Source organism: Flavobacterium sp. GNP001 (assembly GCF_054343775.1).
In genome coordinates, this window is record NZ_JBTGUX010000001.1 from 2,760,275 (window position 1) to 2,775,938 (window position 15,664).

Below are 15,664 nucleotides of genomic sequence, written 5' to 3' on the forward strand. Positions count from 1 at the left end.
GAATCAAGTCTACTGTAAAACCATTTTTAACACTGACGCTTTCAGTCCTTCTGTTTTTTTTAGCACTTCAATAAAAATAGATAAATTCGTCGGCTTAATTTTACGAGATAACTAAAGAAACCCATCAATAGCGGGCAATTAAACAATAGTAAACCCCTGATTTCGTTCGGTTACAAAATAAATCTTATTTTTACCCAACACAATTTTCAAAAAAAGAATGCTCGCAATCTCTTGTAAGTATCCTTTACTTTTTTTGAAACACACTACTAATTTGATTTTTTACTATGTCGCAGCACCTTTCCGAAGAACAAAAATTAGCCGTTCCTGATAACTACCGCAATTGGAAAAAATGGGGGCCGTATTTAGCCGAAAGACAATGGGGAACAGTTCGCGAAGACTACAGCCAAAACGGGGATGCATGGAACTTTATCAACCACGACAGAGCCCGAAGTAACGCTTACCGTTGGGGCGAAGAAGGCATCGGTGGGTTTTGCGACTCTCGCGAAATACTCTGCTTGGCTCCCGCATTTTGGAACGGAAAAGATCCTATTCTCAAAGAACGTCTTTTTGGTTTAACCAACAATCAAGGTAACCACGGCGAGGATGTCAAAGAACTTTATTTTCATCAAGTAGCTTCACCTTCGCATTCGTACAACAAATATTTGTACAAATACCCACAAAACGAGTTCCCGTACGAGGAACTTATTGTAAAAAACCAACGCAGCCGCGAAGAAACAGAATTCGAAATTACGGATACCAATAGCTTTGACGACAATGCTTATTTTGATTGTTTCATTGAATATGCCAAAGCCGATGTCGATGATATTTTGATGCAAGTAACCATCGTAAATCGAGGCTCAAAAACAGCTCAAATTCACGTTTTGCCGCATCTTTGGTACCGCAATTTCTGGAAACACAACGACAGGCATCCGCGCCCATCAATGAAAAGTATAGGAAACAATACTATCGAAACAGCAAGCTCGCGCATTGAAACCTATTATTTATACCATGAGGAAGGAACACAACTTTTTTGTGAAAACGAAACCAATAACGAACGTATTTACGGGGTTGCCAACGAATATCCTTATGTAAAAGACGGTATCAACAACCACGTTATTCATGCTGAACCTACTGTAAACCCAGAATTATTTGGAACCAAAGCTGCTATTTGGCAACAATTTAATTTAGCAGCAGGCGAAGAAAAAAGCATCAAAATACGTTTGAGTAAAACACCAAAAGCCGAACCATGGGCCGACTTTGACGCAGTTATGAATGCTCGAAAACAAGAATGCGAGGCGTTTTACAACTCTAAAATTAGTTCGAATTTGCCGCAAGAGCAGCAGGCCATTGCAAAAAGTGCCTTCTCAGGTTTATTGTGGACCAAACAATTTTATTATTATGATGTGTTTAAATGGTTGTACGGCGGACCAGGTGAAACGCCACCTAACCGTCACGACAAACGTAATAGTAGCTGGAAACATTTAACCAACCGTCATGTCATTTCCATGCCTGATAAATGGGAATATCCGTGGTATGCCGCTTGGGATTTGGCTTTTCATATGGCATCATTTGTAGAAATTGACCCGCGTTTTGCCAAACAACAACTACTCTTAGTACTGCAAGAAAGTTACATGCACTCCAACGGACAAATTCCTGCTTACGAATGGAATTTTAGCGATGTGAATCCGCCCGTACATTCGTGGGCCGTGTGGACGGTTTACGAAAAAGACCTCAAACGAACCGGAATAGCCGACACAGAATTTTTAGAAACGGCTTTTCAAAAACTGAATGTCAATTTTACGTGGTGGGTCAATCAAAAAGATACGAGCGGCACCGATTTATTTGAAGGCGGTTTCCTTGGCCTAGATAATATTGGTGTTTTCGACCGCAACCACATGCCCGAAGGCATCAAAAAAATGCAACAAGCCGATGCCACTAGCTGGATGGCGCTGTTTTCGCTAAACATGTTGCGCATGAGTTTAGAACTGGCCAAAACCAACAAAATTTACGAAGACATATCGGCTAAGTTTTTCAGGCATTTTTTAAATATTGCTTGGGCTATGCACCACATTGGTAAAAGAGATCTATCGCTTTGGGATGATCAAGACAATTTTTATTACGATGTGGTTGAACTCTCAGATGGCGGCTCCGAACGCTTAAAAGTACGCTCGCTTGTGGGAGTGATTCCGCTATTTGCTGTCGAAATAATGAACAAAGAGTTGTTTGAACAGCTAAAAGATTTCCAAAAAAGAGCTAATGAAATTATTCGTACACGACCTGATTTGGCTTCCTTAATTTCAAATTTAGAAACAGCAAACAAAGACGGAAACTTTATGTTTTCGATCATGCGCGGCTTTAGATTGGAGCATCTTTTAATTCGTCTTTTGGATGAAAATGAATTTTTATCCGACTTTGGTATTCGATCACTTTCTAAATTCCACAAAGACAACCCCTTTGTTTTTGGCAATAATGGGCATCATAAAATTCAGTACGAACCTGGCGAAAGCAGATCGGGTATGTTTGGAGGCAATTCAAATTGGCGCGGCCCTATCTGGATGCCACTTAATTATATGATTATACAGTCGTTGCGCAAATATTACACTTTTTATGGTGACAAATACCGTTATGAATTTCCGACAGGATCGGGTAATAAACTGAATTTAAATCAAATTGCAAATGAGTTGACCAAAAGACTTATCAAATTGTTTGAACGTGATGATAATGGTAAATTCCGCTACCATTCAGAAAACCATAACCAATTGTTCACCAATGAAGAAGAGTTCAAAAATCAGCATTTATTTTATGAGTTTTTTGATGGAGATACGGGTCGCGGTTTAGGTGCCTCGCACCAAACGGGCTGGACGGCTTTGATTGCAAACTTAATTTTAGAAATGGAAAGCAATAGCTAAACTTATTATAAATAAAAATTCCCGCTAATTGCGGGAATTTTTAGTTTTATGATCTTGGTTTAGGCAATGCTCGATCGTACATAACGATGCTTCCTGCAACCGACACATTTAAGCTTTTCTCTGATTTGAATTTTACCAAATGATGGCATTTGGCCATAGCCGCTTTAGATAGGCCATTGTCTTCGGCTCCTAATAAATATACGCAGCGCCTTGGGTGTTCAAATGTTTCTAAATCGGTAGCGCGCTCATCCAATTCAACGCCTACTAAGCGAGCGCCTTTAGGTAAGTTATTGTAAAAATCCTCAAAATTTTCGTAATGAAAATACGGTAAAGATTTTACAGCATTGTGCGTATCACAAGCTTGCTTAGCATATCGATTCCCTATGGTAAAAATATAACTCGCACCCAAGTTTTGTGCGGTGCGCCACAATACACCCAAATTTTCAGGGGTTTTACCATTTTGAATTCCGATACCGAAATACTCTGTTACAAAATTATCGTTCATGCCGCAAAAGTACAAAGTGTTGTGCGTTTGGCCAAGTTTTTCAACAGCTTCAAAAAAAGGAAACTTCGAAATTGTAAACAAAAATAAGTCCTGACACTTGCTCCCTAGTCCCGATAGAAATGGAAATCCTTATTGTTTTGCTTGCCAAAAACAATAAGATTGCAATGGATAGCGGGAAATAGCTCCTGATTCCCTGAATTGTCACAATGCAATTACAAACAAATGATTTATATTTGCAGTTCGATTACGATACCAATTTTAATATCAACTCTATACCTAAAATGAGACATACAAAAGTTAAAGACTTGCTAAACAGCACCACGACGCTTCATGAAGTAAATGCAAAAGGATGGGTGAGAACTTTTAGAAACAATCAATTTATTGCCTTAAACGATGGTTCGACCATTGCCAATATACAATGTGTGGTGGATTTTGAAAATACGCCAGACGAAACTTTAAAACGCATTACAACCGGAGCTGCGGTTTCAGTAACTGGAACTTTGGTTGAAAGCAAGGGAGCTGGACAGAAATTTGAAATTCAGGTAACTAAATTGGAGATTTTAGGCGACTCTGATCCAGAGAAATTCCCAATGCAGCCTAAAAAACACTCGCTAGAATTCTTGCGTGAAAATGCGCATTTGCGTGTACGTACGAATGCTTTTGGTGCTATTATGCGCGTGCGTTCTGTACTATCTTATGCTGTTCATAGCTATTTTCAAGAGAAAGGTTTTGTGTATGTGAATACGCCTATCATCACAGGTTCTGATGCTGAAGGTGCTGGTGAAATGTTTAAAGTTACGGCTTTGCCATTTGACAACACTCCAAGAACTGAGGATGGAAAAGTAAATTACAAAGAAGATTTTTTTGGTAAAGAAACCAACTTGACAGTTTCGGGACAACTAGAAGGAGAAACTTTTGCCATGGCTTTGGGTCAGATTTATACTTTTGGACCAACTTTTAGAGCTGAAAACTCAAATACTTCGCGTCACTTGGCGGAATTTTGGATGATTGAGCCAGAAGTGGCGTTCAATGATTTGAATGACAACATGGACTTAGCTGAAGATTTCATTCAGTACGTGATTAAATATGCATTGGACAAATGTCCAGAGGATTTGAAATTCTTAGAAGGTCGTTTATTAGAAGAAGAAAAATCAAAACCACAAGCAGAACGCAGTGAAATGGCTTTGCTAGAAAAATTGAATTTTGTTTTAGAGAACAATTTCAAACGCGTTTCATACACAGAAGCTATTGATATTTTAAGAGATTCAACACCAAATAAAAAGAAAAAATTCAACTATATCATCAACGAATGGGGTGCTGATTTACAAAGTGAGCACGAGCGTTATTTGGTTGAAAAACACTTTAAATGTCCGGTAATCTTGTTTGATTATCCAGCTAATATCAAAGCATTTTACATGCGTTTGAATGACAATACAGAACCTGGAAAAGAAACTGTTCGCGCGATGGATATCCTTTTCCCTGGAATTGGAGAAATCGTAGGTGGATCTCAGCGTGAGGAGCGTTTTGATGTTTTAGTCGAAAAAATGAAAGCCTTAGGAATTGACGAAGAAGAATTGTGGTGGTACTTAGACACTCGTAGATTCGGATCAGCGGTTCACTCTGGTTTTGGACTTGGGTTTGAAAGATTGGTATTGTTTGTAACTGGAATGACTAATATTCGTGACGTAATTCCTTTCCCAAGAACACCAATGAATGCAGAATTCTAAAAAAAGTTTCAAGTTCAAGGTTTAAAGTTTCAAGTTCAACAACCTGAAACTTTAAACATTAAACAAAAACAACAAAATATAAAATGCTAAAGCAATTCTTAAATTTAAAATTATCACAAAAATTATCTCCACAGCAAATCCAGCTGATGAAGTTAATTCAATTGCCTACGCAAGCTTTTGAACAACGTTTACTCGAAGAAATGAACGAGAATCCGGCACTAGAATCCGGTAAAGAAGAAGATGATTACGATAAGGACGAGTTTGAAAATGAAGATTACGATGATTATGATGATGCCGAATCAGAGCGAATTGACGCTGAAGACATCAATATAGATGAGTATTTGAGCAACGACGAAACACCTGATTACAAAACTCAGGCCAACAATTATAGCGATGATGATGAGGATCGCGAAACACCTTTTGCTGCGCCAATAAGTTTTCACCAAGATTTAATCAATCAGTTGAACACTTTTATCTTGAATGATGATGAGCGCGAAATTGCTGAATTCCTGGTAGGAAGTATTGATGATATGGGTTACATTCGTCGTAGTATTCCAGACATGGTTGATGATATGGCATTTACACAAGGCATTTACACCGACGAAAAAATGGTGCAAAAAATGCTTCATGTAATTCACGAATTAGAGCCTGCAGGTGTAGGCGCACAAGATTTGCAAGAATGTTTGTTGTTACAACTAAAGCACAAAACACCAACGGAATCGGTAGATTTGGCTATTGATATTATCGAAAATCAATTTGATTCTTTTACAAAAAAACATTACGATAAACTGCTTCAAAAGTACGGCGTATCAAATGAACAATTGAAAAAAGCCATTCACGAGATTGAGAAACTAAATCCAAAACCAGGCAACTCATTTACAGGAAACAATAAAGTAACCGAAAATGTAGTTCCTGATTTTGCCATTCGAATTATAGATGGTGAATTGGAACTGACTCTAAACGGTCGTAACGCACCATCACTGCACGTTTCAAAAGATTATCAGGAAATGATGCAAACCTATAAGGATTCTCGCGACAAATCTACACAACAAAAAGAAGCTGTTCAATTCATCAAACAAAAACTGGATTCGGCTAAATGGTTTATTGATGCCATTCGTCAGCGTCAAGAAACTTTGTTTGTAACCATGAATGCGATTATGCATTACCAAGAAGAATTTTTTCTTGATGGTGATGAAACTAAAATGAAGCCAATGATTTTGAAAGACATTGCCGATTTAGTAGGTTTAGATATTTCGACCATTTCACGCGTAGCCAACAGTAAATATGTAGAGACTCCGTACGGCACCAAATTGATTAAAGAATTTTTCTCAGAGTCAATGAAGAACGACCAAGGAGAAGACGTTTCGACATTGGAGATCAAGAAAATTCTACAAAACACTATTGAAGAAGAAGACAAGAAAAAACCATTGCCAGACGATCAACTAGCCGAAATTCTTAAAGAAAAAGGGTATCCAATTGCGAGAAGAACCATTGCAAAATACAGAGAACAACTCGATATTCCGGTAGCGAGAATGAGGAAGAAGATGTAAGGTTTTAAATTAAAGTAAATAAAAAAGGGAAATTTGTTTCAGTACAAATTTCCCTTTTTTTATGAGAGTATAATTACCTTTATTTTTTCTCCTGATCTTTCCGCATCGCATGATAATACGCCGCTCGGCTCAAAGGTTCGTACTCCTGAGTTTCACCAAGCATAACTAGTTTATCATTATCAGTTTTTCTAAAACTATAATGCGCCAAATTTCCAGTTCGAGTACAAACCGCGTGTACTTTTGTAACATATTCTGCCGTGGCCATCAAAGCGGGCATAGGCCCAAAAGGATTTCCTTTAAAATCCATATCCAATCCTGCGACAATAACACGAATGCCTTGGTTGGCCAAATCGTTGCACACTTTTACAATTTCATCATCAAAAAACTGCGCTTCATCAATACCAACTACATCACAACCTTGCGCCAAAATTGAGATATTGGCAGCAGCTGGAACGGGTGTAGAACGAATTTGGCTCGAATCATGTGATACTACCATTTCCTCGTCGTAACGCGTATCGATTGCTGGTTTGAATATTTCGATTCGTTGTCTAGCAAATTGCGCCCTTTTCAAACGACGAATTAATTCTTCGGTTTTACCCGAAAACATCGAGCCACAAATGACTTCGATCCAACCAAACTGCTCTTTGTGATTTACTGTATTTTCGAGAAACATTTTGTATTTTTCTGACTTAAAAAATGAATAGTTTTTATTACTTTGTACTGTATAAACGACCTAAAAATTTTATACTTTTACGTCGTTTCAAAAGTATAAAAATTAAATCAAAACGAGGTTTAGCTGAGACTTATTTCAAAAAAAATAAAAGTCCAAAAGCAACATCCCTCATTATCAGACCATTTATACAATCAAATCAAAATAAAAATTTTCCGCCTAACCTCTTATAATTGAAATTGTTATGAAAAAAAAATTGGAAGCCGATTTAATCAGCATTGCGCATCGAATATTACAGCTCAAAAATAAATCTGACATCAATCAATTGTATCTGGAAACGCAAAAGTTATATGAAAAATTAACGGTTTTACAATTTGTAGAAAACCACTTTAGCGAGGTAAAACCTACTATTGGTCTATCTGAATTAACTCAGCAATTGGAAACAATTTTTGAGGAAAAAGCCACTGCAATTGAAACTACTGTTGAAGAGGAAATTCCAACGACACAAGAATCAGAAATCGAGAAAACGATCGAAGAAACAGTTGAAGAAGAACCATCAATCGTTGAGCTTGAAGCAGAGAGTGAGCCAGAACTGATACCGGAAGCAGAATCAAACACCAACTATGAAGAAGAAAGTACTGAAGTAAAAGAGTCAATTAACATTGATAAAGTTGAAGAAGATACAAAAGATGAAGTAGCAGCAGCAACTGACAGTGAAACAGCTGTAGAATTAGAACCTCAACATGAATCAGATGAACCTGAACTTGCTGCGACTCCCGACTTTACACCGGCTTTTAGCTTACTTTCAGATGAAATTGAGGAAACTCCACTTGAAAACATAAAAAAACCAGAAGCAGTCCAAATTTCTTTTGAAGATTTATTAGGTGGAAATTACCACGATACTTTATTCGTTAAAAAACAGCAAATTGAAAATATACCAACCGCTGTTGTCATTGAAACTCCAGAAGAAATAGCTCCACCGCAACAACCAGAACTTGTAGAGGAGGCAATTGAAATTGAAAAACCAGAAGCTAAAGCTGTATCTTTAAACGACAAATTAGCCAAAGGAATCCATATTGATTTAAATGATCGCTTGGCTTTTATCAAACATTTATTTGCAAACAGCAGCGAAGATTACAATCGCGTTTTGAGTCAGATAAATACTTTTAATTCATTTTACGAAACAAGAGATTTTGTTCAAGATATGGTAAAACCAGATTATAACAATTGGGAAGGCAAACAAGAATACGAAGACCGATTTATGGATATCATCGAAAAGAAATTCTTGTAATTTTCATTTCAAATTAGCCTTTTGTTAAGCATTCCTAATTAGGAAATACCAACTACTATGTCAAAATTATATATCGTTCCTACTCCCATTGGTAATCTTGAAGACATGACATTTCGAGCCATTCGAATATTAAAAGAAGTCGACTTGATTCTAGCCGAAGACACGCGTACGAGCGGCAAACTGTTGAAGCATTTTGAAATTGGCACGCACATGCACAGCCATCACATGCACAACGAACACAAAACAGTCGAGAATCTTATCGCTCGATTACAAGCTGGCGAAAACATCGCTTTAATCTCTGATGCGGGCACACCAGCCATTTCTGATCCTGGTTTTTTACTTACAAGAGCATGCGTTGAACATGGTATTGCGGTTGAATGTTTGCCTGGCGCCACTGCGTTTGTACCAGCATTAGTCAATAGCGGATTGCCCAATGATAAGTTTGTTTTTGAGGGTTTTTTACCTGAAAAAAAGGGGCGCCAAACGCGTTATTTGACATTAGCCGAGGAAACGCGTACCATGATTTTATATGTTTCACCACATAAATTGGTAAAAACTCTGGCTGAATTTAGCACCTATTTTGGCGAAGACCGCCAAATTTGTGTCTCCAGAGAATTATCAAAACTACACGAAGAAAATGTTCGTGGCACTGTGAAAGAAGTTGCTGCTCATTTTGAAAAAACAGCACCGAGAGGTGAAATTGTAGTTGTGGTAGCGGGTAAAACGACGATTAAAGAACCTAAAAAAAGTAAATTCTCGGACCAAAGTGAATCATGAATAAAAAGAAAGTAATCGTTATCGGGGCAGGACTTACGGGTTTATACACTGCGTACTTACTTCTTCAAAAAGGTTTTGATGTCGAAATCATAGAGGCTCGCGATCGTGTAGGCGGACGCATTCACACAATCACAGGTAACACTCCCGTAACCATGGAAATGGGCGCTACTTGGTTTAGCAACCAGCATACGCATCTCGTTGCTTTATTGCAAGAATTACAAATTCCGTATTTTAGACAACATACCAAAGGAATTTCATTATTCGAAACCATGTCATTTGTGCCTCCGCAAAAGTTTGAAATATCTGATGCTGAAGGACCTTCGTTTGGAATTGAAGGCGGCAGTAGCGTTTTGATTAATCGCTTGGTATCATTGTGCGCTGCGGCAACAATTAAAACCGGATACACAGTAACTACAATTCAAGAGCAAGAAAGTCAATTGGTAGTAACCACAAGTGACGGAACCATTTTTACAACCGATTATGTCATTAGCACGATTCCGCCAAATTTACTCATTAACACAGTAAAATTTGAGCCTGCACTGCCTGAAAATCTGGTGCAGCTGGCTCGTAAAACTCATACTTGGATGGGCGAAAGCATTAAATTTGCCGTGGCTTACAAAACTCCTTTTTGGCGTGATGCCAATTATTCGGGAACTTTGTATAGTCAGGCAAGTATCACTCAAGAAATGTACGACCACAGCACCGCTACTGCTACAGGATTTGCATTAAAAGGTTTTTTAAACGCAGGCACAGCAGTACTCTCATCTCAAGAAAGGCAGCAAAAAGTAATTGCGCAATTAACTAGTTTATTTGGACCTAAAGCCTCAGCAATCGAAGGCTATTATGAAACCGTTTGGCGAAACGAAGCTTTGACTTTTCACCCATACGATCAACTTGTTTTGGCACACCAAAATAATGGGCACCAAGCCTACCAACAAAGCCAGTTTAATGGAAAACTATTCTTATCTGGCTCCGAAACAGCGCAACAACATCCTGGTTACATGGACGGGGCACTTGCTGCGGCAAAAAAATTTTCATCTCAATTTTAATATATTTCAGATCATGACTATTGAAGCTTTTTTAGAAAAATTACATACAACACCACAATCAATCGCATTTGCAGATACTATAGCAGTTATTGAAAGCCACTATGATTTTACTCCAACCGCCTTTGAAAACGGTACACAGCACAATGCCGCTGGCGAAAATTCAGGTTCGTGTAAACTTTTGGCTTTCGCCGAAATGCACCAACTAAGTCCAGATGCTACTTTAGCTTGTTTTGGAGCGTATTATTTTGAAGAAGTTTTGGGAGATCCAAATGGAACCAACCACCAAAACATTCGTAATTTCATGAAAACAAGTTGGGATGGCGTTGCATTTTACGGAAGTCCATTAGTTGCAAAATAAAACTATAATCCAATTTCAAGCCGACTGTAATGCGCTCAAGATTACAAAATTTATAACATCAATTTATTATTCAAAATCAGTATGCGTTGGACACTAAAACCAAAACCGCCACAAGAAACAGTAACTGCATTGGCTAAAGCACTTAATGTAGAAGAATTTGTGGCCACTTTACTCGTTCAACGCGGCATTACTACTTTTGAAGAAGCCAAGGCTTTTTTTAGACCAAGTTTAGAACATTTACACGATCCATACTTAATGAAAGATATGGATAAAGCCATTGTACGCATTGAAAATGCCATCTCAGCAAACGAAAACATACTGGTTTTTGGTGATTACGATGTGGATGGAACAACAGCCGTATCACTTGTATCGTCCTACTTAAGGTCATTTTATCCTAATGTTGCCACATATATTCCGGATCGTTATGACGAAGGTTACGGAGTATCGTTTAAAGGAATTGACTTTGCAGAGGATAACGGTTTTACACTTATTATTGCCTTAGACTGCGGTATTAAATCAATCGATCACGTGGCTTACGCCAAAAACAAAGGCATTGATTTTGTCATTTGCGACCACCACAGACCAGGCGATACCCTACCCGATGCAGTAGCGATACTTGATCCAAAACGAGACGATTGCAATTATCCGTATGATGAATTGTGTGGTTGCGGTATTGGATTCAAGCTCATTCAAGCACTAGGCGCCAACAGGAACCAAACCGTAACTGATTTAACGGAATACCTTGATTTAGTAGCCGCCGCCATTGCTGCAGACATTGTGCCCATGACCGGAGAAAACAGAGTTTTGGCTCATTTTGGATTACAAGTTATCAATAGTAATCCTAGACCGGGAATCAAAGCAATCATCCATCAATTAAAAAAACAAACTTTAGATATTACAGATGTGGTCTTTATCATTGCGCCCCGCATCAATGCTGCTGGCCGCATCAAACATGGCAATCACGCTGTTGAATTGTTAACCGAATTTGATTTTGAACAAGCACAACAATTTGCCTCAGAAATTGAAGCTTATAACGCAGAACGCAAAGATTTAGACAAGTACATCACCAAAGAAGCACTGCAGCAAATCATTGAAAATGACGAAACGGAGCGCTTTACCACCGTTGTTTATCAAGAAGATTGGCATAAAGGAGTCATCGGAATTGTAGCTTCGCGCTTAATTGAAACCTACTATCGACCGACATTAGTTTTTACCAAAAGTGGCGACAAATATGCCGCTTCGGCACGTTCCGTAAAAGGATTTGATGTGTATAATGCTCTTGAATCTTGTGCCGAACATTTAGAACAATTTGGTGGCCACATGTATGCGGCCGGTATGACTTTAAAAGAAGAAAACTACGAGTCGTTTAAAAATGCGTTCGAAAATGAGGTTAAACAAACCATTCCGCCCGAATTATTGATTCCTGAAATTAGCATCGATGCCGAGATTGATTTTAACGACATCACACCCAAACTTATTCGGATTTTAAAACAATTTGAACCTTTCGGGCCACAAAATATGACTCCCGTATTTTTAACCAAAAACGTAAAAGATACTGGTTACGGCAAGCCAATGGGTAAAGAGGACGAACATATTCGCCTTTTTGTGAAACAGAATCATTCAGCTGGCATTGCGGCAATAGGATTTAATCTTGGTGCTAAATTAGAAATTACCTCACATCAAAAACCCTTTCAAGCTGTTTATTGCATTGAGGAAAACGAATGGAACGGCACCGTTACAACCCAATTGCGATTAAAAGATATTAAAGCATAACACCATGACCACTATCAAAACTGATCCTTACGCAGCGCTACGTTACAAAGAATTTACTATTTTTTTATTGTTGCGTTTTACCATGGTTTTCGGTTGGTCGATGCAATTTATCATTATCGAATGGGAAGTTTATAGTTTGACTAAAAATCCGCTATCGCTAGGGATTATTGGCTTAATGGAAGTAATTCCTGCTATAACGATGGCTTTGTTTGCCGGACATATTGTAGATCAAAAGGAAAAAAAAGGGCTTCTAGTTAAATGCATTTTAGGTTTTGCAGTTATTAGTTTAGGCTTGTTCTTATGTACTTTGCCCTCAATTACAAAAGATATATCCAAGTCGACCTTGTTGTATTTCATTTACTTTTTGGTGTTTTTGGGCGGTGCAGTCCGCGCTTTCTTAGGTCCAACTATTTTCTCTTTGTTGGCTCTTATTGTTCCCAAAAAAATATACCCTAATGCAGCAACTTGGAGTAGTTCTGTTTGGCAAATAAGTTCTGTACTTGGACCGGCAGTTGCTGGTTTTTCGATCAATTGGTTTGGAGTACCAAGTTCAATGGCAGTAGTGCTTTTTTGCTCCACTCTTGCTTTGCTTGCGTTAACTCAAATAGCAACCAAGCCTATTTTAAATCCGAAAATTGGTGAGCCCATAATGGACAGCCTGAAAGAAGGCGTAAGATTTGTATTTACCAACAAGACCATTTTGGGTGCTTTGTCATTGGATATGATTGCTGTTTTGTTTGGAGGTGCCGTAGCGCTATTACCCATTTTTGCACAAGACATTTTAAAAGTAGGACCACAAGGCTTTGGTGTGTTGCGCGCCGCACCTGCAGTTGGCGCCTTTTTAATGCTGATACTTTCGGCCTACATTCCGTTTACAAAAAATGCAGGAATCAAATTATTGCTCGCCGTATTTGCCTTTGGATTGTGTATGATAGTTTTTGGATTATCCTCTGTTTTTTGGATTTCGGTTGTCGCTTTGTTTTTAAGTGGTCTTTTCGATGGAATTTCAGTTGTAATTAGACAAACCATTTTACAATTAAAAACACCGGATTCGATGCGAGGCCGTGTGGCAGCTGTAAATTCAATTTTTGTAGGATCCTCAAACGAATTAGGCGCTTTTGAAAGTGGATTGACCGCAAAACTTATGGGTACTGTAAATGCAGTAGTGTTTGGTGGTGTAATGACTTTGGTTACGGTATTTTTTACAGGAGCGGTATCACCTACTTTCAGAAAATTAGACCTGCAAAAAGATGTCGAAGACCATGAAAAAAGCGAGGCATAAGTATATTTAGCGAAGCTACCCTCGATAATGTAATTTTAAGTCTTTTTTACAATTTATTATTTAGAATTATTTTAAATAATAATTATCTTTGTAAAAAAGAGTAGCTCATGCACGATATCAAAACAATTTACCAGAACCATTTAGGAACCGCATTTTATTGGAAAAAAGAAGATCAACTTCTTTCAGATCGCGTACAAGTTATTTTTAAAGAGATGGGTTTTTACTATACTACGCAAGAATTACAACTGTTTGCTAATTGTATTCAAGATAGTTTTGAGAACAATAAATCGTGTATGAGTTGCGAGTTTCAGCAACAATGCCAGCGTTTCTTATTAAAAACACCTAATTCTCAAATAGATTTAGCAGTAACTAGGAACGAACTTTCAGCGGTTAAAGACTTAGTAATGGGAACTTTGTTTACCATTAATTTGGAAAAGTATGTATTCGGAGAAGGCTTAAATTAAGATTCGAATTTTTTAATTTCAAAATTCTCACCATCAAAAACACCGTAGGTAAAATACACAATCCAATCGCCAAGGTTTACGTATTCGGCATTATCGCCGACAGATACTTTCATTGGTAAGTGACGATGGCCAAAAACAAGGTAATTGTAGTGTTTGGTTTGCAATTTTTTCTTGGAATAAAGAATCAGCCATTCGTTGTCTTCACCAAGAAATTTTACATCTTCATCGCCTGAAATCAGTTTGTTTTTTACAGAAAGGTACTGTGCTAATTTCACGCCAATATCCGGATGTAACCATCTGAAAAGCCATTTAAAAAACGGATTGGTAAAAATCTTTTTCATGCGTTTGTACCCTAAATCACCAGGGCCTTTCCCATCACCATGTCCGATTAAAAAGGTTTTATTACCAAAAGTATACTCTTGATTGTCATGAAAAACGGGGATATTCAATTCTTTTTGGAAATAATCGGCCATCCATAAATCGTGGTTGCCGACAAAAAAATAAATAGGAATTCCGCTGTCGCGAATTTCGGCTAATTTACCCAAAACACGAACAAATCCTTTGGGAACAACAGTTTTATATTCGAACCAAAAGTCAAATAAATCACCTAACAAAAAAATCGCTTCGGCATCCTTTTTTACTTCGTCTAGCCAAGCCACAAACTTTTGTTCTCGGGGAAAACTCAACTCAGGCGTTGGCGCACCAAAATGCTGATCAGAGGCAAAATAAATCTTTTTGTTAGGAGGTACAGTCATGAAAACGGCCTAAATATTAAATATTGTCGCTAGCAAACCACTCTGCAAAAGACGATTCTGTTTCTTGTAATTTCAATGAGAAAAGTGTAATTCCATCTGGAAGTCTGTTGCTTATGCGTTTTGCAAAATCAATTACCATATTCTCACTCGTAGGTTGGTAATCAACAAGAATTACGTGATGCCCACGATTGATAAGCTCATTGGCCAAATCAATATGTGGTGTAGTACCGTTAAAGACTGTGGCGTGATCGAATTGATCAACGATTTCTTCTTTTACAATTTTCTTTAAATCCGTGAAGTCAATTACCATTCCGAATTTTACATTAGAACGATCTGTGATTGGCGTTCCTATTACGGTTACTGACAATTTGTAACTGTGTCCGTGTACGTTTTTGCATTTGCCATCATAACCATACAAGGCATGCCCGGTCTCGAAACTAAATTGTTTTGTAATTCTGATATTGCTCATTAGACTTGAATTTTGATGCAAATTTAGTGATTTTTTGATTTGTAGTAAAAGCTTTGTTCATCAAACCACTTAAATGCCAATAAAA

General features: G+C 37.9%; 14 protein-coding genes. 10 read left to right on the forward strand and 4 right to left on the reverse strand.

From position 1 onward, the window contains the following. Window positions 1-284: 284 nt before the first annotated feature. Complete coding sequence (locus ACXX8U_RS11780) at window positions 285-2,909, forward strand: MGH1-like glycoside hydrolase domain-containing protein (RefSeq protein ID WP_458566005.1); 2,625 nt, start codon at window positions 285-287, stop codon at window positions 2,907-2,909. Between the two features lie 46 nt (window positions 2,910-2,955). On the opposite strand, the gene ACXX8U_RS11785 is transcribed toward ACXX8U_RS11780, so the two are convergent. Further along, complete coding sequence (locus ACXX8U_RS11785) at window positions 2,956-3,414, reverse strand: RNA methyltransferase (protein WP_166132866.1); 459 nt, start codon at window positions 3,412-3,414, stop codon at window positions 2,956-2,958. A 281-nt stretch (window positions 3,415-3,695) separates the two neighbouring features. Here ACXX8U_RS11785 and asnS point away from each other — a divergent pair, with 281 nt between their 5' ends. Then, window positions 3,696-5,141: an asparagine--tRNA ligase gene (asnS, locus tag ACXX8U_RS11790; protein ID WP_458566407.1), complete on the forward strand. Its 1,446-nt coding sequence runs from the start codon at window positions 3,696-3,698 to the stop codon at window positions 5,139-5,141. 83 nt (window positions 5,142-5,224) lie between these two features. After that, complete coding sequence (gene rpoN / locus ACXX8U_RS11795) at window positions 5,225-6,691, forward strand: RNA polymerase factor sigma-54 (RefSeq protein WP_458566006.1); 1,467 nt, start codon at window positions 5,225-5,227, stop codon at window positions 6,689-6,691. A gap of 79 nt (window positions 6,692-6,770) precedes the next feature. Here rpoN and ACXX8U_RS11800 read toward each other — a convergent pair whose 3' ends face one another. Next, on the reverse strand, window positions 6,771-7,364 hold the full coding sequence (locus ACXX8U_RS11800; RefSeq protein ID WP_458566007.1) for a thymidine kinase: 594 nt from the start codon (window positions 7,362-7,364) through the stop codon (window positions 6,771-6,773). Window positions 7,365-7,605: 241 nt separating this feature from the next. Here ACXX8U_RS11800 and ACXX8U_RS11805 point away from each other — a divergent pair, with 241 nt between their 5' ends. The 7 genes from ACXX8U_RS11805 (at window position 7,606) to ACXX8U_RS11835 (ending at window position 14,355) form a co-directional block, all read left to right on the forward strand. Continuing rightward, window positions 7,606-8,652, forward strand: coding sequence for a DUF8457 domain-containing protein (locus ACXX8U_RS11805; protein WP_458566008.1), 1,047 nt, complete (start codon window positions 7,606-7,608; stop codon window positions 8,650-8,652). Window positions 8,653-8,709: 57 nt separating this feature from the next. After that, complete coding sequence (rsmI, locus tag ACXX8U_RS11810; RefSeq protein ID WP_458566009.1) at window positions 8,710-9,429, forward strand: 16S rRNA (cytidine(1402)-2'-O)-methyltransferase; 720 nt, start codon at window positions 8,710-8,712, stop codon at window positions 9,427-9,429. Beyond that, window positions 9,426-10,478 carry a flavin monoamine oxidase family protein gene (locus tag ACXX8U_RS11815; RefSeq protein WP_458566010.1) on the forward strand — a complete coding sequence of 351 codons (1,053 nt, stop codon included), beginning with the start codon at window positions 9,426-9,428 and terminating at the stop codon, window positions 10,476-10,478. The genes rsmI and ACXX8U_RS11815 overlap by 4 nt, the downstream gene beginning before the upstream one ends. A 13-nt stretch (window positions 10,479-10,491) precedes the next feature. After that, window positions 10,492-10,836 (forward strand): HopJ type III effector protein, encoded by a 345-nt coding sequence (locus ACXX8U_RS11820; RefSeq protein WP_458566011.1) that lies wholly within the window; start codon window positions 10,492-10,494, stop codon window positions 10,834-10,836. A gap of 81 nt (window positions 10,837-10,917) precedes the next feature. Then, on the forward strand, window positions 10,918-12,609 hold the full coding sequence (gene recJ, locus ACXX8U_RS11825; RefSeq protein WP_458566012.1) for a single-stranded-DNA-specific exonuclease RecJ: 1,692 nt from the start codon (window positions 10,918-10,920) through the stop codon (window positions 12,607-12,609). Window positions 12,610-12,613: 4 nt separating this feature from the next. After that, window positions 12,614-13,891, forward strand: coding sequence for an MFS transporter (locus ACXX8U_RS11830; RefSeq protein ID WP_458566013.1), 1,278 nt, complete (start codon window positions 12,614-12,616; stop codon window positions 13,889-13,891). Window positions 13,892-13,998: 107 nt separating this feature from the next. Beyond that, window positions 13,999-14,355 carry a hypothetical protein gene (locus ACXX8U_RS11835; RefSeq protein WP_458566014.1) on the forward strand — a complete coding sequence of 119 codons (357 nt, stop codon included), beginning with the start codon at window positions 13,999-14,001 and terminating at the stop codon, window positions 14,353-14,355. On the opposite strand, the gene ACXX8U_RS11840 is transcribed toward ACXX8U_RS11835, so the two are convergent. Beyond that, complete coding sequence (locus ACXX8U_RS11840) at window positions 14,352-15,110, reverse strand: UDP-2,3-diacylglucosamine diphosphatase (protein WP_458566015.1); 759 nt, start codon at window positions 15,108-15,110, stop codon at window positions 14,352-14,354. The two genes, ACXX8U_RS11835 and ACXX8U_RS11840, sit on opposite strands and share 4 nt — an antisense overlap. 16 nt (window positions 15,111-15,126) lie before the next feature. Further along, entirely contained in the window at window positions 15,127-15,579 is a 453-nt protein-coding gene (locus tag ACXX8U_RS11845; protein WP_306264182.1) for a 6-pyruvoyl trahydropterin synthase family protein, read from the reverse strand. Between the last annotated feature and the right edge of the window lie 85 nt (window positions 15,580-15,664).